At 73.4% G+C, this 20,408-nt stretch carries 19 protein-coding genes and 1 riboswitch; of the genes, 7 read left to right on the forward strand and 12 right to left on the reverse strand.

Features of this window, described 5'->3' with window-relative positions; translation table 11 throughout:
* Positions 1-78: 78 nt before the first annotated feature.
* Positions 79-164: riboswitch (cobalamin riboswitch) on the reverse strand.
* 167 nt (positions 165-331) lie between these two features.
* From AB0O19_RS01630 to AB0O19_RS01640, 3 genes are read left to right on the forward strand one after another with little or no spacing between them, the layout of a single operon-like run.
* Positions 332-1,645, forward strand: coding sequence for a hypothetical protein (locus AB0O19_RS01630; RefSeq protein WP_363616877.1), 1,314 nt, complete (start codon positions 332-334; stop codon positions 1,643-1,645).
* Positions 1,642-2,268, forward strand: a complete 627-nt coding sequence (locus tag AB0O19_RS01635) for a precorrin-8X methylmutase (RefSeq protein WP_063350072.1) — start codon at positions 1,642-1,644, stop codon at positions 2,266-2,268. Before AB0O19_RS01630 ends, AB0O19_RS01635 begins: the two co-directional genes overlap by 4 nt.
* Entirely contained in the window at positions 2,265-3,785 is a 1,521-nt protein-coding gene (locus AB0O19_RS01640; protein WP_363616879.1) for a precorrin-2 C(20)-methyltransferase, read from the forward strand. The genes AB0O19_RS01635 and AB0O19_RS01640 overlap by 4 nt, the downstream gene beginning before the upstream one ends.
* An 88-nt stretch (positions 3,786-3,873) precedes the next feature.
* Here AB0O19_RS01640 and AB0O19_RS01645 read toward each other — a convergent pair whose 3' ends face one another.
* Complete coding sequence (locus tag AB0O19_RS01645; RefSeq protein ID WP_363616881.1) at positions 3,874-5,613, reverse strand: TIGR03767 family metallophosphoesterase; 1,740 nt, start codon at positions 5,611-5,613, stop codon at positions 3,874-3,876.
* A 296-nt stretch (positions 5,614-5,909) separates the two neighbouring features.
* On the opposite strand from AB0O19_RS01645, the gene AB0O19_RS01650 reads away from it, so the two are divergent.
* Both AB0O19_RS01650 and AB0O19_RS01655 read left to right on the forward strand, forming a co-directional pair.
* Complete coding sequence (locus AB0O19_RS01650; protein ID WP_363616883.1) at positions 5,910-7,160, forward strand: cobalt-precorrin-5B (C(1))-methyltransferase; 1,251 nt, start codon at positions 5,910-5,912, stop codon at positions 7,158-7,160.
* A gap of 137 nt (positions 7,161-7,297) precedes the next feature.
* Positions 7,298-8,827, forward strand: coding sequence for a UDP-N-acetylglucosamine 1-carboxyvinyltransferase (locus AB0O19_RS01655; RefSeq protein WP_363579107.1), 1,530 nt, complete (start codon positions 7,298-7,300; stop codon positions 8,825-8,827).
* Between the two features lie 71 nt (positions 8,828-8,898).
* On the opposite strand, the gene AB0O19_RS01660 is transcribed toward AB0O19_RS01655, so the two are convergent.
* From AB0O19_RS01660 to AB0O19_RS01685, 6 genes are all read right to left on the reverse strand, one after another.
* Positions 8,899-9,303, reverse strand: a complete 405-nt coding sequence (locus AB0O19_RS01660; protein WP_363616885.1) for a DinB family protein — start codon at positions 9,301-9,303, stop codon at positions 8,899-8,901.
* Between the two features lie 226 nt (positions 9,304-9,529).
* Complete coding sequence (locus tag AB0O19_RS01665; protein WP_363616887.1) at positions 9,530-10,273, reverse strand: cobalt-precorrin-6A reductase; 744 nt, start codon at positions 10,271-10,273, stop codon at positions 9,530-9,532.
* Positions 10,274-10,278: 5 nt separating this feature from the next.
* Entirely contained in the window at positions 10,279-11,040 is a 762-nt protein-coding gene (cobM, locus tag AB0O19_RS01670; protein ID WP_363616889.1) for a precorrin-4 C(11)-methyltransferase, read from the reverse strand.
* Positions 11,037-12,275: a precorrin-6y C5,15-methyltransferase (decarboxylating) subunit CbiE gene (cbiE, locus tag AB0O19_RS01675; protein WP_363616891.1), complete on the reverse strand. Its 1,239-nt coding sequence runs from the start codon at positions 12,273-12,275 to the stop codon at positions 11,037-11,039. Before cbiE ends, cobM begins: the two co-directional genes overlap by 4 nt.
* 103 nt (positions 12,276-12,378) lie before the next feature.
* The gene (locus AB0O19_RS01680) at positions 12,379-12,798 is read right to left on the reverse strand and encodes a gamma-glutamylcyclotransferase family protein (protein WP_063350078.1); all 420 of its coding nucleotides are present in this window, start codon (positions 12,796-12,798) and stop codon (positions 12,379-12,381) included.
* A gap of 130 nt (positions 12,799-12,928) precedes the next feature.
* The gene (locus AB0O19_RS01685) at positions 12,929-13,522 is read right to left on the reverse strand and encodes a dihydrofolate reductase family protein (protein WP_363616893.1); all 594 of its coding nucleotides are present in this window, start codon (positions 13,520-13,522) and stop codon (positions 12,929-12,931) included.
* Positions 13,523-13,670: 148 nt separating this feature from the next.
* On the opposite strand from AB0O19_RS01685, the gene AB0O19_RS01690 reads away from it, so the two are divergent.
* Entirely contained in the window at positions 13,671-14,246 is a 576-nt protein-coding gene (locus tag AB0O19_RS01690) for a TetR family transcriptional regulator (protein WP_363616895.1), read from the forward strand.
* Between the two features lie 54 nt (positions 14,247-14,300).
* On the opposite strand, the gene AB0O19_RS01695 is transcribed toward AB0O19_RS01690, so the two are convergent.
* Both AB0O19_RS01695 and AB0O19_RS01700 read right to left on the reverse strand, forming a co-directional pair.
* Positions 14,301-14,864 carry an EF-hand domain-containing protein gene (locus AB0O19_RS01695; RefSeq protein WP_363616897.1) on the reverse strand — a complete coding sequence of 188 codons (564 nt, stop codon included), beginning with the start codon at positions 14,862-14,864 and terminating at the stop codon, positions 14,301-14,303.
* Positions 14,865-14,982: 118 nt separating this feature from the next.
* Positions 14,983-15,414, reverse strand: coding sequence for a cytidine deaminase (locus AB0O19_RS01700; protein ID WP_363616899.1), 432 nt, complete (start codon positions 15,412-15,414; stop codon positions 14,983-14,985).
* Between the two features lie 41 nt (positions 15,415-15,455).
* On the opposite strand from AB0O19_RS01700, the gene AB0O19_RS01705 reads away from it, so the two are divergent.
* Complete coding sequence (locus AB0O19_RS01705) at positions 15,456-15,638, forward strand: hypothetical protein (RefSeq protein WP_363616901.1); 183 nt, start codon at positions 15,456-15,458, stop codon at positions 15,636-15,638.
* Between the two features lie 81 nt (positions 15,639-15,719).
* Here the strand turns inward: AB0O19_RS01705 and AB0O19_RS01710 are convergent, their stop codons facing one another.
* From AB0O19_RS01710 to AB0O19_RS01720, 3 genes are all read right to left on the reverse strand, one after another.
* Entirely contained in the window at positions 15,720-17,360 is a 1,641-nt protein-coding gene (locus AB0O19_RS01710) for an ABC transporter ATP-binding protein (RefSeq protein ID WP_363616903.1), read from the reverse strand.
* A gap of 106 nt (positions 17,361-17,466) precedes the next feature.
* On the reverse strand, positions 17,467-18,459 hold the full coding sequence (locus AB0O19_RS01715; protein WP_363616905.1) for an ABC transporter permease: 993 nt from the start codon (positions 18,457-18,459) through the stop codon (positions 17,467-17,469).
* A gap of 123 nt (positions 18,460-18,582) precedes the next feature.
* Complete coding sequence (locus AB0O19_RS01720) at positions 18,583-20,334, reverse strand: ABC transporter substrate-binding protein (protein WP_363585857.1); 1,752 nt, start codon at positions 20,332-20,334, stop codon at positions 18,583-18,585.
* Positions 20,335-20,408 lie beyond the last annotated feature (74 nt).

Consider the following 20,408-nt stretch of genomic DNA (forward strand, 5'->3'; position numbering starts at 1 on the left):
CGGGCGCGGGCATGCGGCAGCGCATTGCTCTTCGAGCCTTCCTCGGGGTCCGCGCCCCGGGCCGGTGGAGGACGGCAGGAGTTCCTGGCTCCCGCGGCCGTCCGGTCTCCCGGTGAACCGCGGTCACAGTGGCGGGACCGCACCGGGCTTGCACCGGTTTCCTCCCCTGCGCCGTCGCTGGCGTGCGGACGGCCCGCGGGGACCGTCCGCCAGCATCGTACGGGGTGCGGCTGACCTGGGGGAGGGCGATCCCGGGGAGGCCGCCCGGAGCGCCCGGGGTGTGAGGCGACGGACAAAGGCAACCGATCGGATCATCTGTATGCTCGCGGCCATGCCACCGACACCCGACGCCACCGCGCCGGGCGCCGCGGTGCCCGACCGGGGGCGCGCGGACGCCTGCCCAGGGGCCCTTCGTCTACACCCGGCCGACGACGGCGCCCTGGCCCGGGTCCGCCTGCCCGGCGGCCTGCTGACGGTCCGTCAGGCGCTGGCGCTGGCCGACGCCGCCGAGGCACTCGGCGACGGCGAACTGGAGACCACCTCCCGCGGCAACGTCCAACTCCGCGGCCTGGCTTCGCGCTGCGGAGCCGAACTCGCCGAACGGCTGCGCGCCGTCGGCCTGCTGCCCTCGGACACGCACGAACGGGTCCGCAACATCGTGGCCTCCCCGCTCGCCGGGCTCGACGGACACGGCTTCGCCGACGTGCAGGCCTGGGTGCGGGAGCTGGACGCGCGGCTGTGCGCGAGCGACTGGGCGGCCGGGCTCTCCGGCAAGTTCCTGTTCGCGCTGGACGACGGGCGGGGCGACGTCGCCGCGTTCGACGCCGATGTGACATTGATCGCAGGCCCGGACGGGTCGGCGCTGCTGCGCCTCGGACGGGCCGCCCACGGGCGTCCGGTGCCGGCGGGGCAGGAGGTGACGGCCGTGCTCGACGCGGCCCGGACCTTCCTGGACGTGCTACGGGAGAGCGGGCGCAAGGCCTGGCACCTGCGCGAGGTCCCCGAGCTGCTGCCGGCCGGGACCGTGCCGGTGCCCGCCTTCGCCGGGGCCGCGCCCGCGGTCGGCGTGGTCCCTACGGCCGGTGCGGTCCGGACGGTCGGCCCGCTCGCCACGGCGGCGGGCGGGGCCGTGGCGGGCGGGCTGTCGGTGGGCATGCGCTTCGGCCGGGCCGGTGCCGCGCAGTGGCGGGAACTCGCGGGCGCCTGCGCCGGGGAGATCCGGCTGACGCCCTGGCGCGGCGCGGTGCTGCCGGGGGCGCAGGCCGACCGGCTGCCCGCGCTGGCGGCGGCCGGGTTCCGGACCGCGCCCGGCTCGCCCTGGGAGCGGGCCACCGCCTGCACCGGGCTGCCGGGGTGCGCCAAGTCGCGGGCCGACGTCCGGGCCGACGCGGCGCGGGCGCTCGATGCGGCGGCCGTCGCCGGGAGCCCGCCGGTTACGGGCCTTCCGACCGCCGGTCTCCCGGTGCACTGGTCGGGGTGTGAACGGCGCTGCGGTCATCCGGCCGGGCGGTGGGTGGACGTGCTCGCCACCGGGCAGGGCTACCGGGTGACGGTGAACGGTCCGGCGTCCGCCGGGGCGGCCGTGGACGTGACGAACGAGGAGATGGCCGAGGCGGTCGCCGAGGCCAGGAGGACCACGAAGTGATCGAGTACGAGAAGGACGGCGCGTCCATCTACCGCCAGTCCTTTGCCACCATCCGTGCGGAGGCCGACCTGGCCGCCCTCCCGGCGGACGTCTCCCAGGTCGCGGTGCGGATGATCCACGCCTGCGGGATGGTCGACCTGGTCGAGGACCTGGTGTACTCGCCGGGCGTGGTCGCCTCCGCGCGCGCGGCGCTGCGGGCCGGGGCGCCGATCCTGTGCGACGTGAACATGGTGGCGAGCGGCGTCACCCGCAAGCGGCTGCCCGCCGACAACGAGGTCGTGTGCACCCTCACCGACCCGTCCGTGCCGGAACTCGCCCGGAAGATGGGCAACACCCGAAGCGCCGCCGCCATGGAACTGTGGCTGCCCCGGCTGGAGGGCGCGGTGGTGGCCGTCGGCAACGCGCCGACCTCGCTGTTCCGGCTGCTGGAGATGATCGAGGCCGGTGCGCCGCGCCCGGCCGCGGTGATCGGCGTCCCGGTCGGCTTCATCGGCGCCGCCGAATCCAAGCAGGCCCTGGCCGAGCACCCGTCCGGCCTGGAGCACCTGGTGGTGCGCGGCCGACGCGGTGGCAGCGCGATCGCCGCCGCCGCCGTCAACGCGATTGCGAGCGAAGAAGAGTGACGGATCGTCAAACCTCTGGTGTCGGCCGGCTCTACGGCGTCGGGCTCGGCCCCGGCGACCCGTCGCTGGTGACCGTCCGGGCGGCCGAACTCATCGGCAAGGCCGATGTGGTGGCCTATCACAGTGCCCGGCACGGCCGGTCCATCGCGCGTTCGATCGCCGAGCGCTATCTGACAGGTGGTCAGGTCGAGGAGAAGCTGGTCTACCCGATCACGGTCGAGACCACCGACCACCCGGGCGGCTACCGGGGCGCGCTGGACGACTTCTACGAGGAGGCCGCCGCCCGGCTGGCCGCCCACCTGGACGCCGGCCGCGACGTCGTGGTCCTCGCCGAGGGCGACCCGCTGTTCTACGGCTCGTACCAGCACATGCACAAGCGGCTCGCGCACCGCTACCCGACCGAGGTGGTGCCGGGCGTGACCTCCGTCAGCGCCGCGGCCGCCCGGCTCGGCCAGCCGCTGACCGAGGCCGAGGAGACGCTCACCGTCATCCCGGGAACGCTGCCCGAGGAGGAGCTGACGGCGCGGATCGCCGCCGCCGACTCCGCCGTGATCATGAAGCTGGGGCGCACCTTCCCGGCCGTCCGGCGGGCGCTGGAGCGGGCCGGCCGGCTCGACGACGCGCAGTACGTCGAGCGCGCGTTCATGGACGGGGAGCGCATCCTGCCGCTCGCGGAGGTCGAGGGCGAGACCGTCCCGTACTTCTCGGTGGCGGTGCTGCCGAGCAAGGTCGCGCCGCTGGAGCCGGTGGAGCGGCGGACGGACGGTGCCGGCGCGGTGGCCGTCATCGGCACCGGTCCGGCCGGGCCGCTCTGGCTCACCCCCGAGGCGCGCGGCGTCCTGGCCGAGGCGACCGACCTGGTCGGCTACACCACCTACCTGGACCGGGTGCCCGAGCGGCCGGGGCAGCGGCGGCACGCTTCGGACAACAAGGTGGAGTCGGAGCGCGCCGAGTACGCCCTCGAACTGGCCCGCCGCGGGCACAAGGTCGCGGTGGTGTCCTCGGGCGACCCGGGCGTCTTCGCGATGGCCACCGCCGTCCTGGAGGTCGCCTGCGAGGAGGCCTACCGGGACGTCCCGGTGCGGATCGTCCCGGGGATGACCGCGGCCCACGCGGCCGCCTCCCGGGCCGGCGCCCCGCTCGGGCACGACTACGCGGTGGTGTCGCTGTCGGACCGGCTCAAGCCCTGGGACGTGGTGGCCCGCAGGCTGCGCGCGGCGGCCGAGGCGGACCTGGTGCTCGCGCTCTACAACCCGGGCTCGAAGTCGCGCACCACGCAGGTCGCCCTCGCCCGGGACCTGCTGCTGGAGTACCGCGCGCCCGAGACGCCGGTGGTGATGGCGCGCGACGTCGGCGGGCCGACCGAGCGCGTGCGGATCGTCCGGTTGGGCGAGCTGGATCCGGCGCTGGTCGACATGCGGACGATCCTGCTGATCGGCTCCTCGCAGACCCGGGCGGTCGAGCGGGGCGGCGGCGTGGAGGTCGTCTGGACGCCGCGGCGGTACCCGGAGGAGTAACGGGCGACGACTGACAGATGACAGCTAACAGATTTCATCATCTGTTAGCTGTCATCTGTTTTCTGTTACTTGTTCGCCGCCGCCTCCGTCACCGGGTCGGCTTGGTGATCACCAGCTCCGTGTTGTGGTCTTCGCCCGCGCCCAGCAGCGCCGCCGGCCGGCCGTTCGGGTCGTTGTACGACAGTTCGCGGTACAGCGCGGCGAGGTTGGCGTCCGAGGTGCTGCCGAAGTCCGTGCCGTACGGTGCGGAGGACTCGATCAGCGTCGTGAACAGGGAGAGCGTGCCGTCCCCGTTGTCCGCGATCTCGATGATGCGCCCGTGCTGCGGGTAGTCGATGTGCGAGGCGGTGTTGATCTCCCAGAACGCCCGCTCCGGCACGGCGTGGCCGTGCGCCGTGACCTTGTTCATGTGGGTGTGCCCGTTCACCCACGCGATCACGTTCGGGTAGCGCTGGAGCAGCGCCACCAGCTCGTTGCCGTCGTGCCGCTTCTCGAAGATGTTGCGCGGGTCGGGCAGCAGGTTGCCCATGGTGGTGCTCGTGTGGTGGCTGAACAGGAGGATCACCTCGTCCGTGCTGCCGCCCGTCACCTTGCGTCCGTCGGTGTCGTACCAGTGCCCGCTGTGCGCCTTCAACTGCTGCTCCAGCCAGCGCAGTTGCGCGGTGCCCAGCGAACCGTCCGCGAATCCGGCCTGGTTGGTGGTGTCCAGGCTGATGCCGACCACCTTCTCCGAGATGCGGAAGGTGTAGTAGAGCTTGCCGCTGCCCACCATGTCCGAGGTGAAACCGTGCCCGTACGGGCCGGCGCCGGTGTGCGCCGGGTTCAGGTGGGCCTTGGCGAACTCCTTGAGCGTGAACGGCCGTCGGCGCTCGTCCGGGGTGATCCGGCGCACCGCGTCGCCGCTCGCGAGCAGCTTCGCGAGCAGGAGCGCGGCGCCGGCCGGGTCGCGGCGCAGCGAGTCCATCAGCTGGGCCGCGTCCGCGTCGTTGCAGCCCTCCAGCTTGTACTGGCCGGTGTAGAGGTCGTTCAGCAGCCCGAGGTCCGGCAGTGAACCCTCAAGGCTGTCGTCGTGGTTGCCGACCGTCGTGTACCAGGGCGTACGCAGGCCCGGGGCGTCGAACGGCCGGCCGGCGGCGTCGAGGAAGCCCGGTATCTGCGGGAAGCCCTTCGCCTTGTAGCCGTCGCTGTAGGCGAGTTCGGGGTTCCAGTAGGCGGCGTTGCCCGAGTTCTGCACGCCTTCGTAGCAGTTCGGGTCGCCGGTGTTCTGGGCGAGTCGGCCGCCGCCCATGACGGTGAGGTACCAGTCGAGTTCGGCCTGCTCGTGGTTGTCGGTGTTGTCGCCGGTGGCCATCACCATGCTGAACGGCATCCCGGTGTAGGGGCCGCCGTCGAGCGCGTTGACCCGCTCGACGAGGGCCGAGACGCCGCGGGCGTTCAGGGCCTCCTGCGGCCGGTACGCGCTGCCGTTGAACCGGGCCAGGTACTCGAATCGCACCGGGGACTCGGTGTCCACCAGGTGCAGGTCGCTGAACTGGACGAAGCTGGCCAGCCCGGTCCGCCGGTCGTCCCGCCCGGTGCCCGGCGCCGCCAGGTCGCCGCGCACCACCAGCGGCCAGCCCGGCCCGGCCGTCAGCCGCTTGTACCCGCCGGTGCCGACGGGTGTGGCCACCTGGTCGAGCGTGGTGCCCGTCGTCCTGACCGCCCGCGCGGCGGTGGCCGCCAGTGCGCGCTCGCGCTCCGCCGCCGAGGCGAACTGCCCGCCGCCCAGCGACAAGGCCGACCAGGCGGCGGCCACCGACGTACCGGTGAGGAACGTACGCCGACTCATCCCTGCCACAAGAACCCCCACATGCTGATGGCCCGGCCGGACAACCCGGACACCGGACCCCGTGTCATGAACCCGCCTCTGGCGGACCGCCAGATTACTCACTGGTAGGCGCGAGGTGCGAGGCCCGTGCGGAGAACTCTTCGGGAACGCGGGGCAGCGGCCGCTCCCCGACTCGGACACCGGGTCGCGGGGCCCTGCTGACCGCCCCCGGTCGGGGCGCGGTCAGGCGAATGGGGGAAAATCGGTACCGACGGTCGGTGCGGCCGCACCTCAACGGAGTCGGAAGCGAGACGCAGGTGGCCAAAGCGGGAGCCGAAGCGGGAGCCGAGGCCGGAGCCGAAGCCGGGGGCCGGGCCGGCCAGCTGAAGAGCAGCGGCCTGCGGCACGGCTGGACCACGGGCGCCTGCGCCACCGCCGCCACCAAGGCCGCGTACACCGCACTGCTCACCGGCGAGTTCCCGGACCCGGTGACCATCACCCTCCCCAAGGGCCAGCAGCCGGCCTTCGCCCTCGCCGCCGAGGAGCTCGCCGTCGAGGAACTCACCGCCGAGGAACTCGCCCCCAGGGCCGGGGGACTGGCCGCCGGGGTCCTCGCGGCCGGGGGTCGAGCCGCCGTCCCGCCCGGGCCGGCGAGCGCGATGGCCGCCGTGGTCAAGGACGCCGGCGACGATCCCGACGTCACCCACGGCGCGCTGATCCGCTCGACGGTGCGGGCCGGCGAGCCCGGCGCCGGAGTGGTGTTCCGGGCCGGACCGGGGGTGGGGACGGTCACCAAGGCGGGCCTGCCGCTGCCCGTCGGCGAGCCCGCGATCAACCCGGTGCCCCGGCAGATGATCCGCGACGCCGTGGCGGAGGTGGCCGCCGCGCACGGCGGCAGCGGGGACGTGGTGGTCGAGATCTCCGTGGACCACGGCGAGGAGATCGCCCGTTCCACCTGGAATCCACGGCTGGGCATCCTCGGGGGCCTGTCCATCCTCGGCACCACCGGCATCGTCGTCCCCTACTCCTGCTCCGCCTGGATCGACTCCATCCGCCGCGGCGTGGACGTGGCCCGGGCGGCGGGCCGCACCCACGTGGCCGGCTGTACCGGCTCGACCTCCGAGAAGGTCGCCGTCGCCGTGCACGGACTGCCCGAGGACGCGCTGCTCGACATGGGCGACTTCGCGGGCGCCGTCCTCAAGTACCTCAAGCGCCACCCGGTGCCCCGGCTGACGATCGCGGGCGGCTTCGCCAAGCTGTCCAAGCTCGCCGCCGGTCACCTCGACCTGCACTCGGCGCGCTCCCAGGTGGACAAGGGGTACCTGGCCGAACTGGCGCGGCGCGGCGGGGCCGACGGGGTGTTGGCCGAGGCGGTGGCCGCCGCCAACACCGGGTTGGAGGCGGTGCAGTTGTGCCGGGCGGCCGGGGTGCCGCTGGGCGATCTGGTCGCCGAGGCGGCGCGGGCGACGGCGCTCGGCGTGCTGGTCGGTTCGCCGGTGGCGGTGGACGTCATCTGCATCGACCGCGCGGGCACCGTCGTCGGCCGGGCGGAGCCGCTCGGGCCGTGACGCTCTCACAGAATCGCGGCAATACCGCCTGGTGATGTGAAGATCTGACGTTCATACGGGGCGAGAAACGGACAAAAGGAGTGTCACACCCACCCCCGGCTCTGTTGTCATCTCAACCATGAGATATGGTCTGGCGAGTGACAGGCGACTACCTCACCCGTATCGGCACCCTCATCCGTACCGCCCGCCAGCACCGCGGCTGGTCCCAGGCGCAGCTCGGCGAGGCCCTCGGCACCAGCCAGAGCGCGGTCAACCGCATCGAGCAGGGCAAGCAGAACGTCAGCCTTGAGATGATCGCGCGCATCGGCGAAGCCCTCGACAGCGAGATCGTCTCCCTCGGCTACTCCGGCCCGATGCACCTGCGGGTCGCCGGCGGCACCCGACTCTCCGGCGCCATCGACGTCCGCAGCAGCAAGAACGCCTGCGTCGCGATCCTCTGCGCCTCACTGCTGACCACCGGACGCACCACGCTGCGCAGCGTCGCCCGGATCGAAGAGGTCTACCGCATCCTCGAGGTGCTCACCAGCATCGGCGTCAAGAGCCGCTGGACCAACGACGGCCGCGACCTCGAACTCACCCCGCCCGCCGAGCTCGACCTCGCGGCGATGGACGTCGAGGCGGCCCGCCGCACCCGCAGCGTGCTGATGTTCCTCGGCCCGCTGATGCACCGCGCCAGCCGCTTCGCCATCCCGTACGCGGGCGGCTGCGACCTCGGCACCCGCACCGTCGAGCCGCACCTGACCGCGCTGCGCCGCTTCGGGCTGGAGGTCGCCACCACCGGCGGCGCCTACCACGCCTCGGTCGAGCCGGGCACCCCGCTGGACCGTCCGATCGTGCTGACCGAGCGCGGGGACACCGTCACCGAGAACGCCCTGCTGGCCGCCGCCCGGCACGACGGCGTCAGCGTCATCCGCAACGCCTCGCCCAACTACATGGTCCAGGACCTGTGCTTCTTCCTGGAGAAGCTGGGCGTGCGGATCGAGGGCATCGGCACCACCACCCTCACCGTCCACGGCGTCCCGGAGATCACCTGCGACGTCGACTACACCCCGGCCGAGGACCCGGTGGAGGCGATGAGCCTGCTCGCCGCCGCCGTCGTCACCTCCTCCGAGCTGACGATCCGCCGGGTGCCGATCGAGTTCCTGGAGATCGAACTCGCGGTGCTGGAGGGGATGGGCCTCGACTACGACCGGACCCCCGAGTACCGGGCCCACAACGGCCACACCCGCCTGGTCGACCTCACCGTGCGCCCGTCCAAGCTGACCGCGCCGATCGACACCATCCACCCGATGCCGTTCCCCGGCATCAACATCGACAACGTGCCGTTCTTCGCGGCCATCGCCGCGGCCGCCCACGGCACCACGATGATCCACGACTGGGTCTACGACAACCGTGCGATCTACCTCACCGAGCTGACCCGCCTCGGCGCCGACGTCAAGCTCCTCGACCCGCACCGCGTCCTGGTCCAGGGCCCCACCCGCTGGCGCGCCGCCGAGATGATGTGCCCGCCGGCCCTGCGCCCCGCGGTCGTCATCCTCCTCGCGATGCTCGCCGCCCAGGGCACCTCCGTCCTGCGCAACGTCTACGTCATCAACCGCGGCTACGAGGACCTCGCCGAGCGCCTCAACTCCATCGGCGCGCAGATCGAGACCTTCCGCGACATCTGATCCGATCCGGATCTGAATGACAGTCAGATGGCCGACCGTCTCCACGCGTTGGGGCTGGTCGGCCGTTTCGGCTACTCGACGGTGGTGCCGTCGAGGTGTTCGCGCAGGAGGTCGGCGTGGCCGTTGTGGCGGGCGTACTCCTCGATCATGTGGGTGAGGATCCAGCGCAGCGAGAAGACCTCCTCGCCGTAGTGCCCCAGGACGTCCAACGACTCGGCGGCCGCGACGAGTTGCCGGGCGTGGTCGCACTCGCGGCGCCGGACCGCGAAGGCCTCGTCCGGGTCGGCGGTGTCGGCGTCGAACTCGGCGAAGGAGCCGTCGGGGTTCTTCCAGAAGCCGGGCCGGGCCTCGTCGTTGAGGACGTTGCGGAACCAGCTGCGCTCCACCTCGGCGAGGTGGCGGACCAGCCCGAGCAGGGAGAGACCGGAGGGTCCGAGGGCCCGGGTGCGGAGCTGTCCGGGGTGAGGCAGGCGCACTTCAACGCGAGCGTGTCGCGCTGGTAGTCCAGGAAGCTGGCCAGGGTGGCCCGTTCGTCGGCCGCGCGCAGGGTCGTGGTGCGGTGATCGTCTGCCATCGGCCCGTCCTGCCGGTGCGGCGACGAACCCGCCCGGTAATTTCTCGCGGCCCGGTCGGCCCGGTCGGCCCGGTCGGCCCGGTCGGCCCGGTCGGGCCCGGTTGGTTCGGCCGACCCGACCCGCCGTTCTAGCGCAGGTGCTGCAACCACCGCACCGCGCCCGGTACGTCCGGGGCCACCGGTACGCCGTCCGGGACCGGCGGACGCCGCACGATGATCACGGGCAGGTGGAGTTCGCGTGCGGCGGTGAGTTTGGGTGCGGTCGCGGCGCCGCCGCTGTCCTTGGTGACCACGACGTCGATGCGGTGCTCGCGCAGGAGCATCCGTTCGTCGTCGAGCGTGAACGGCCCCCGGTCCAGCAGGACTTCGAAGGACGGCGGCAACGGGGGCTCGGGCGGGTCGACTGACCGGGCGAGGAAGTGGACCCCGTCGAGGTGGGCGAAGGTGGCGATGCCCTGTCGTCCGGTGGTGAGGAAGACCCGTCGCCCGAGGCCGGGCAGGAGTTCGGCCGCGGCGGCGAGCGAGGGGACGGGGAGCCAGCGGTCCCCGGCGACGGGTGTGAAGCCGGGGCGGCGTAGCACCAGCAGCGGTACGCCGGTGGCCGCCGCCGCGAGGGCCGCGTTGCGGGACATCCCGGCGGCGAACGGGTGGGTGGCGTCGACGACCGCGTCGACCCGTTCGCCGCGCAGCCAGTCGGCCAGCCCCTCGGGGCCGCCGAAGCCGCCGATCCTCACCTCTCCGGCGGGCAGCCGGGGTTGGGCGACCCGGCCGGCCAGCGAACTGGTGACCCGCAGGGACGGCGGCTCGGCGAGTGCGGCGGCCAGCGCCCGCCCCTCCGTCGTCCCGCCGAGGATCAGGACGTGCCGGGTCATGGGGTTCACGCCCCGCAGGGCTCGTGCGGGCGTTCGCGCTCCGCCGAGTAGAGGTGGCTGTCGCGGAACTGCTCGGCGGCCAGCGTCCGTCCGACCAGGATGACGGCGGTGCGCACCACGCCCGAGGCCTTGACCTGCCCGGCGATGTCGGCGAGGGTGCCGCGCAGCACCAGCTCGTCCGGCCGGCTGGCCATCGCGACGACGGCGGCCGGGCAGTCGGCGCCGTAGTGCGGGAGCAGCTGCTCGACGACGTCGTCCACGTATCCGGCGGCCAGGTGCAGTACCAGCAGGGCGCCGCTGCGGCCGAGGGTGGCCAGGTCCTCGCCCTTGGGCATCGGGGTGGCGCGCTTGGCGATCCGGGTGAGGATGACGGTCTGGCCGACGGTCGGGACGGTCAGCTCCCGCTTGAGCGCGGCCGCTGCGGCGGCGAAGGCGGGCACGCCGGGGACGATCTCGTACGGCACGCCGGCCGCGTCGAGGCGGCGCATCTGCTCGGCGACGGCGGAGAAGACGGACGGGTCGCCGGAGTGCAGCCGGGCCACGTCCTGTCCGGCCTGGTGCGCGCGGACCAGCTCGGCGATGATCTGGTCCAGGTTGAGCTGCGCGGTGTCGACGAGGCGGGCGCCGGGCGGGCATTCGTCGAGCAGTTCGCGCGGCACCAGGCTGCCGGCGTAGAGGCAGACCTCGGCGCGGGCCAGGAGGCGCTGGCCGCGCAGGGTGATCAGGTCGGCGGCGCCGGGGCCGGCTCCGATGAAGTGGACGGTCACGACGCGTTCTCCTGAGGGGTGTTGGGCTTGACGGCGGACCACTGGGTGACCGGCATGGCCTGCCGCCACCCGGTGAAGCCGCCCACCGGGACGGCGTGCGCGACGGCGAGCTTGACGAGCTCCCCGCCGTGGCGCCGGTACCACTCGGTGAGCAGCGCCTCGGATTCCAGCGTCACGGTGTTGGCGACCAGCCGGCCGCCCGGTCGCAGGGCGGCCCAGCAACTGTCCAGCAGACCGGTCGCGGTGAGGCCGCCGCCGATGAACACCGCGTCGGGGGTGGGGAGTTCGGTGAGCGCGGCGGGGGCCGGACCGGTCACCACGCGCAGTCGTGGCACGCCCAGGGCGGCGGCGTTGCGGGTGATCCGCTCGGCCCGCGCCGGGTCGCGTTCGATGCTGACGGCCTGGCAGTCGCGGTGCGCGCGCAGCCACTCGACGGCGATCGAGCCGGAGCCGCCGCCGACGTCCCAGAGCAGTTCGCCGGGGGAGGGGGCGAGGGCGGCGAGGGTGGCGGCGCGCACGTGCCGCTTGGTGAGCTGGCCGTCGCTCTCGTAGGCGGCGTCGGGCAGGCCGGGGACGAGCGAGCTGCGGGGGCCGTCGCCGAGGTCGACCGCGATGACGTTCAGGGGGTCGCCGGGCGGGTGCGGCCAGCCGTCGGCGGTGCCGTCGAGCTGTCGTTCGGTCGGGCCGCCGAGCTGTTCGAGCACGCGCAGGCGGGCGGCGCCGTAGCCGCGCGCGGTGAGCAGCGCGGCGACGGCGGCCGGGGTCGTGGCGTCGGCGCTCAGCACGAGCAGGCGGCGGCCGGGGTTCAGGGCCAGGGCGAGGGTGTCCAGCGGGCGGCCGACCAGGCTGACCACCTCGGTGGACTCCAGCGGCCAGCCGAGTCGGGCGCAGGCGTGGGAGACGGAGGAGGGGTGCGGCAGGACGCGCAGCCGCCCGGCGCCGACGGTCTCGGCGAGGGTGCGGCCGATGCCGTGGAACATCGGGTCGCCGCTGGCCAGGACGGCGACCCGGCGGTCCGCGTGCGCGGCGAACAGTCCGGGGACGGCCGGGCGCAGGGGGGACGGCCACGGGACGCGCTCGGCGGCGACCTCGTCGTGGGGGAGGAGGTTCAGCTGCCGGGGGCCGCCGACGACCACCTCGGCTGCCCGTAGGGCGGCGCGGCCGGTGGTGGAGAGGCCGGGCCAGCCGTCGGCCCCGATCCCGACGACGGTGATCGGGGGTGGCAGCTCGGGCACCGGGTGGCTCCTTGTCGTTCGGCGGGCGCCGTGAGTAGAGGGAACAACTGTCGGGGCAGCCTACCTGGCGGTATCCGGCCGGTCGTCTCCCGCCCGTCCCCCGCTACCGGTCCGCCCAGTCCCCCGAGTCGATCACCGCGGGCCGCTCCCGCAGCCGGCTCTCGACGACGGGCCCGGCGAAGTACACCCAGGCCTCCCGCACCTCGCCCGCCGCCGTCCGCACCGGCAGCCGCCGCCGTACGTACAGGCCGGTCCCGTCCGCCCGGCAGTCCTCCAGCCGGTCCAGCGCCGCGAGCGCTCCGGCGTACGCGCCGGGCCGTACGGTGATCAGCTCGCCCACGATCCGGCGCCCGGGCGTCGCGTCCGGCACCGCGTACGGGTACCCGGGGCCGTCGTGCAGCGTGGCGCCGTCCAGCACGGCCGGGCGGATGTCGGCGCAGCGTCCGGCCAGGTGGGCGGCGTGGTTGCGGCCGCCGCTGCGCAGGGTGCCGTAGACGAAGAACGGCAGGGCCTCCTCGGACACGGGTTCGACCTCTCGGCTTGGGGGAGCGCCCACGGTACGTCCTCGCGCCCGCGCGGCGATAGCGCCCCTCGCCCCGCGTGTCCCGCGCCCCGCGTGTCCCGTGCCCCGCGCGTCCGCCCGGTGGTGGGCGTCAGGCGGCGTCCGGGGTGGTCCGCGCGTAGGTGAGGACGACGTTGCCGCGCTCGAAGACGCGGCTGTCGGTGAGTGTGAAGGCGCGGGGCTCGAACTCCGCGCGGAACAGCGGGACGCCCGACCCAACCACCACCGGGTACTGCTTGATGATCAACTCGTCGATCTCGGGCAGCAGCTGGCCGGCCAGGTCGGCGCCGCCGCAGAGCCAGATGTCGAGCCCGTCCTGCTGCTTCAGCCTGCGGACCAGGGCCACCGGGTCCTCCGCGGTGACCTCCACCGCCGGGTCCGGGCCGGCACCGAGGGTGCGGGAGACCACGATCTGCCGCAGGTGGGCGTAGGGGCTGGTGAGGCCCACGGCCAGCCCCGGTGCGTAGGTGCCACGGCCCATGACGACGGTGTCGAAGCGCTTGTTGGGCGCCTCCGCGATGCCGAACGCCGCGCGGCCGGGGGTGGGGATGGTCTCCGGGTACTCGGCGAAGAGCACCGAGGTGTAGTCCTCGGTGAGGAACGGCGCGAAGAAGTCGAAGCTGTCGTCCGGGCCGGCGATGAAGCCGTCGATGGTGGTGCCGATGAAGTAGCTGAGCTTGCGCATGCAGGTCCTCTGGAGTCGGGAAGCGGCGCGGACCGTGCGGCCTGTCGCCTAACCACTCCGACTATAGTACTCCAGTCATAGTGGTTGCCAGGATGTTTTCAGGCCGGGCGCCCCGGCCCCCGAAAACCCCGCGAGAGAGAATCGGCCCATGGTCCAGAACCCCGCCCGCCGCACCGCCCTCGCCGACGCCGCCATCGAGGTCCTCGCCCGCGACGGCGCCCGCGGCCTCACCTTCCGCGCGGTCGACGTGCAGGCCGGCGTCCCCAACGGCACGGCCTCCAACTACTTCGCCAACCGCGACCACCTGCTCCACCAGACCGCCCGGCACATCCACCACCGGCTCACCCCGGACCCGGCCGTCATCGCCGACCTGCTGCGGGCCCCGCGTGACCGCGCCCTGGTCGCCGCCCTGATGCACGACCTGATCCGCCGCATCTCCGCCGACCGGGCCGGCTACCTCGCGATGCTCGAACTGCGCCTGGAGGCCACCCGCCGCCCCGGCCTGCGGGCCCAGCTCACCGGCACCATCCGCGAGCAGCTGGAGGCCAACGTCGCCTACCACCTCGACGGAGGACTGCCCGGCGACCGCGAGACCGTCCTCGTCCTCTACCTCGCGATGACCGGCCTGATCGTCGAACACCTCACCCTGCCCGAGGTGTTGGGCACCGACACCCTGCCCGCCCTGATCGAGACCATCGTCGAGCGCATCGTCCCCGCCACCTGACCCCGCTGACCTCGCGTTCCGGCGGGCGGGAGGGCAGCTCTGCCGGAGGGGGTGTCAGAAGGTGTGCGGGGGCTTGCCCGTCCACCAGTTGCCGGGGGCGTCGGGGTCGCGGCTGGTCCAGAACTCGATGATCGCGCTGGTGAACTCGGCTGCGGAGAGGGTGCCGTCGCCGTCGCGGTCGAGGTGGCGGAAGGCCTCGTCGGCGTCGTCGCGGGAGAGGACGGCGAAGTGGCCGCGCTGGAAGACGAAGAACTCGCCGGCGTCGACCGTTCCGCTGCGGTCGGTGTCGGCGACGGCGAGGAAGGCGTCGGCGAGTGCGCCGAAGCTGGTCCGCGCGGCCTCGGGGTCGTCGGAGAGGGCGCCGGTCGAGCGGACGAACTGTTCGCGGGTGATCGCCTCGGTGCCGGCGGGCAGGTGGGCGAGGTGCAGGTCGTGCCAGACCGTCAGGTACGCGCGGACGATGACGGCCTCGGCCTCCGAGCCCTCCTGGTGGCCGAGCGAGCGGGCGACGGCGATGCCCATGAGGACGTGGTCCCGTTCGGTGAGGAGCCCGTCGCCGTCGGCGTCGAGGTGGTCGAACCCGTGGTTGATCTTTGCTGTGAGCAGGTCGTCCGACAATGTGCCCCCTCGGTTGGCGATCACTACGACACGTCGCCAGCACGCTAGTGCCTGGAGTCGCGCTCGCGCAGCCGAACGACGGGCGAACGGCCGCTCGGGCGGCTCGAAGGCAGGGCCGCTAGCCGTCCTGGTGCTCGGCCCAGACGTACGCCTCGGGGAGCAGGTCGAGGATGGGCAGGGCGAGCAGCTCCGTTCCCCGCTTGACGATGACCTCGACCGTCGGGAAGTAGTCGAGCAGCACCTGCCGGCAGCGGCCGCACGGCGGCACGACGCCCCGGTCCTGGTCGCCGACCGCGACGACCGTGGTGAGGTCGTACGCGCCCTGGCCGGCGGCCGCGCCGATGAGGACGAGCTCCGCGCACGGGCCGCCGGTGAAGTGGTAGGCGTTCACGGCCGTGACGATCCGCCCGTCGGCGTTGCGTCCGGCGGCCGCGACGGTGTGGTTGTCGCCCCGGCAGTAGCGCCGGGCCACCGCCCGGGCGGCCTCGACGAGCTCGCGGTCGACGGCTGCGCGGTCTCCTGCGGAGTCGGATTGATCGCTGGCGGACATATTCGCTGGGGCTCCTTGATCGCACATGACAGGCTTCGAGCATGGACCGACCGCCCCTGATCGTGCCAACGCTTTACGAGGGCCCCTTCATCCTTCGCCCCTGGCGCCTCACCGACCTCGCCGTGGTCCGGGAGGCGGGCACCGACCCGTACATCCCGCTGGTCACGACCGTCCCGGCCGCCTCCGCCGGGTACGACGACGAGCGCCGCGACCTGCACCTCTAGGCGCTCCTCCCCACCGACCCCCGCGAGGCCACGGCCAGTCCCCTCACGGCCGCCCCCCCCCCGCGAGGACCGGCCCCAGCGCTAGTGCACCGCGGCCAGCAGTTCCCGGGTGTACTCGGTGTGCGGCGCGCTGAACAGGCGGTCGCGGTCGGTGGACTCGACCAGCCGGCCCCGGTGCATCACGGCCACCCGGTCGCAGAAGTGCCGTACCACGGCGAGGTCGTGCGAGACGAACAGGAAGGCGACGCCGAGGCGTTCGCGTAGCTCCATCAGCAGATTGAGCACCTGCGCCTGGACCGAGACGTCGAGGGCAGACACCGGTTCGTCCGCGATGATCAGGCGCGGCTGCGGGGCGAGGGCCCGCGCGATGCCGATCCGCTGGCGCTGTCCGCCGGAGAACTCGTGCGGGTAGCGGTCCAGGTGGGCGGCGGGCAGCCCGACCTGGTCCAGCAGTTCGGCCGAGCGCTCCCGCCGCTGCGCCGCGTCGAGTGAGGTGTGCAGGCGCAGCGGGGTGTCGAGGGTCTGGGCGACGGTGCGGCGCGGGTTGAGGGAGGCGTACGGGTCCTGGAAGACCAGCTGGATCTCCCGGCTGAGCCGGCGCCGCAGCTCCCGGCCCGGGCGGGTGACGTCCTGGCCGTCGTACAACACCGTTCCCGAGGTGGGCTGTTGGAGGCCGGCCAGGACGCGGGCGGTGGTGGACTTGCCGGAGCCGGACTCGCCGACCAGTCCGAGCGTCTCGCCGGGTGCGATCCGCAGTCCTACGCCCTCCACTGCCCGGACGGGCTCGGCGCGCAGGCTGGGGAGGCGGCGCCGTCCGGGGAAGTGGACGGCGAGGTCCGCCACCTCGACGAGCCAGCGCTCGGGGCGCCCGACAGCCCGGGGCGCGAATGCGGCGACGGGTGACGGGTCGTCAACTGTCGGCAGCGGTGAGCCGGGTACGGAGTCCAGGGTGAGCGCCGCCCCGACCAGTGCGCGGGTGTACGGCTCGCGCGGCGCGGCCAGCAGTTCGGCGGTCGGCGCGGACTCGACCTGGACGCCGCCGCGCAGCACGAGCGTGCGGTCCGTCGTCCCGGCGACCACGCCGAGGTCGTGGCTGACCAGCAGTACCGCCGTGCCGTGCTCGCGCTGCAACTCGCCGAGCAGGTCGAGGACTTGCCGCTGCACCCGGGAGTCCAGGGCGGTGGTGGGCTCGTCGGCGATCAGCACCTGCGGGTCGTTCATCAGCGCCATGGCGATCATCACCCGCTGGCGCATCCCGCCGGAGAACTGGTGCGGGAAGTCGCGCACCCGGGCGGCCGGGATGCCGACCCGGTCGAGCATCGCGGCGGCGCGTCGGCGGGCCTCGGCGCGACCGGCGCCGGGGTGGTGCAGCCGGTACATCTCGGCGAGTTGGGCGCCGACGCCGTGGAAGGGGCTGAGCGAGGTGAGCGCGTCCTGGAAGACCAGCGCGGCCCGGCCGCCCCGGACCGGACGCAGCGCGGACTCCGTCGCGCCCACCAGCTCCTGCCCGCCCAGCCGGATCGAGCCGGTGACGGTGGTGGTGCGAGGGTCGTGCAGGCCGAGGACGGCGAGTCCGGTGGCCGACTTGCCGGAGCCCGACTCGCCGACCAGGCCGAGGACTTCACCGGCGGCCAGGTCGAAGGAGAGCCCCCGGACGGCGGTCACGGGAGCGCCGCCGCGCGGGTCGGCGAAGGTGACGGTCAGATCGCGAACGCTCAGCACGGGCTCCGCGGCAGGCGCGGCACCGGGCCCAGGAGCGGCCTCCGACACGGCTCCGGGCGCGCCCCCGGACACGGACTCAACAGTGGACGTCATCGAACGGCTCCAGTCAGCTCAGGCGGATTCGCGGGTCGAGCCAGGCCACCACCAGGTCGGCCAGCGCGACGAACAGCACCACGAAGCAGGCGGCCAGCAGTACCGCGCCGACCACTGCGGGCAGGTCCTGCCCGGACACCGCCTGGGCGGCGAACCGCCCGACCCCGTTCAGCCCGAACACCGTCTCGGTGATGACCGCCCCGCCGAGCAGCACTCCGGCCTCCAGCCCGAGCAGTTGCACCAGCGGCCCGGCGGCGCCGCGCGAGGTGTACTTGAGGTGGGCGCGCAGCCGGCCGAGGCCCTTGCCGCGCGCGGTGCGGACGTACTCCTCGTTCATCGTCTCCAGCAGCTGGGAGCGTGAAAGCCGGGCGAACACGGCGGAGTTGACGAATCCGAGGACGAGCCAGGGGAGCAGCAGCCCGCCCGCCCAGGCCGCGAGGTCCTCGGTCGGCGGGGTGTAGGAGGGCAGTGGCAGCAGACCGGTGGAGTAGACCAGTGCCCACTGGGCGACGTATCCGAGGAAGTAGATCTGCACGCTGGCGCCGACGAGGGTGAAGCCGGAGAGCAGCCGGTCGGTGCGGCCGCCGTGCCGTAGCGCGGAGACGAACCCGGTGCCGAGGCCGAGCACCAGCAGGACGGCGAGGGCGCCGGCGGTGAGCGAGAACGTGACCGGCAGGTGGTCGGCCAGGGCCTCGGTGACGGGCTGGTGCAGCCGGTAGGAGTAGCCGAGGCAGGGCGCGTCGCAGTGGATGACCGAGCCGTCCACGTCGCCGATGTCGCGCCCGGCGACGACCCCGGTGAGGTAGTCGGTGTACTGGGTGAGCAGCGGCTGGTCCAGGCCCATGCTCTGGCGCACCGCCGCGACTTGGCCGCTGTCGCAGCGCGGGCCGCAGGCGGCGCGGGCCGGGTCGGCGGGCGCGGCGTAGAAGAGGGCGAAGGCGGCGGCGGAGACCGCGACCAGGACGGCGAGGGCCTGGAGGGTCCGCCGCAGGGCGAAGGAGAGCATGGCCGGTCCGGGGTCGACGGGACGGGGAGGCGTGCGCGGGGCAGGACTACGTGCAGTGCGCGGGGAGTGCGGGAGTTCAGGGGCCCGCCCCCGCACCGACCGGCGCGGGGGCGGGTGCGGCGGTCAGGACTTCAGGTACAGCCACGCCAGGCTGACCGTGCCGTAGATGGGGTGGATGAACGCCCCGCCGACGTTGGAGCCGCGCACCTGGTTGACGTTCGCGTAGACGAACGGCAGCACCGGGACGTCCTGCATCACGGTCTTCTCCAGCGCGTACAGCTCCTTGGCCTTGGCGCGCGGCTCGCCGATCTGGTTGATCCGGTCGATCTCCTTGTCCACCGCCGGGTTGCGGTAGCGCGCGGAGTTGAGGTCGCTGCCGGCGCGGCCGTCGAAGGAGAACGGGATCAGCGTGGACGGGGTCGGCCAGTCGACGGAGGAGGTCTCCTCGAACAGGTCGTACGGGGAGTCGGCGCGGTGCACCTCGTCCAGGAACGCCTTGGGGTCGATCGGCTTGGGCACGATGGTGATGCCCGACTTGGCGAAGCCGTCCACCAGCACCTGCGCGGTGCGCTGCCCGTCCGGGGTGTTCTTGTACCCGTAGGTCAGGCTCGTCGGCGCCTGCTTGGCCTTGGCGAGCGCGGCCTTGGCGGCCTCCGGGTCGCCTTCGGGCTTGACCGGGTGGAGGTCGTACTTCTCCCAGTCGATCAGCGCCGGCGAGCTGAGCGTGGTGGCGAGTTCGCCGATCCGGGAGCCGCCCTGGACCTGGCGGGCCTGCTGGCGGGGGTAGCCGAGGTGCAGGGCCTTGCGGACCTCGACGTCCGGCACCCGCTCGTTGTTGATCACCAGCTGGGTGACGAAGGCGCCCTGGCGCCCGGAGACGACCAGGTCCTTGGCCTTCGGGTCGGTGTCGGCGGTCTGGTACAGCTCGGGGGAGAGCACGTCGGAGGCGGTGGTGGCGCTGGCGCCGCCGTCGCGCCCGGACAGGATCTCCTGGTTGATGTTGAGCGCCTCCTTGCCGAACGTGAAGACGAACTTGTCCGGGTACTGGCTGCGGATCGGGTCGGTCTCGGCCTTCCAGGCGGGGTTGCGCTCCAGCACCATGCGGGTGTTCTGGACGTGCTCGACGATCCGGTAGGGGCCGGTGGCGAACGGCTGCCGGTCGTAGTCCGTCCCGGTGTCCTTGTCCCGGCGCACCGGCGAGGACGAGGACTGCGCGGCCATGTACGGGACGTCGGCCTGCGGCTGCGGGAAGTGGAAGACGATGGTGTGCTCGTCGGGCGTCTCGATCGCGGCCAGGTCGCCGTCCTGCGGGCCGGCGTACTTGGCGCGCGCCGCCTCGTAGCTGGCCTCACCGGTGAGCCACTGCGGCCAGTACGGCGGGCCGACCTCGTAGCCCTTGCCGAAGCTGCGCTCGATGCCGTACTTGACGTCCTGGGCGGTGATCGGCTTGCCGTCCTCCCAGGCCACGCCGTCCTTGAGCTTGTACGTCCAGGTGCGCCCGCCGTCGCCGGAGGTGCCGGTGTCGGTCGCCAGGTCGCCGACCAGCTTGGCCTTGCCGTCGACGACCTGGTACTGCGTCAGCTGGCGGCCCCAGAGCAGCGAGGCGTTGTACGTCGCGCCCGCGTAGACCTTCTGCGGGTCGAGGTGGCGGAACTCGACGCTGTTGTACACGTTCACGGTGCCGCCCACGCGGGCGCCGGCAACGGCGGGGGCCGGTCCGGCGCTCTCCTTCTCGCCGCCGAGCGCGGCGGTCAGCGGGGACGTCTCCTTGGCGGCCGCCCCGGCGGGCGCCGGGCCGGTGCCCGCACCGGCCGAGCAGGCGGTCGCCAGCAGGGCGGTGGCGACGACGGCGAGGGACGGTCTGGTCCAGCGCATGGCGAATCTCTCCTTGCCCCGGGAGCCGGGGCGGGTCGGGGCGGGCTTGGGGTGATGGACGGAGAAGGGCGGGG

This window comes from Kitasatospora sp. NPDC091276, assembly GCF_040684355.1.
GTDB lineage: Bacteria > Actinomycetota > Actinomycetes > Streptomycetales > Streptomycetaceae > Kitasatospora.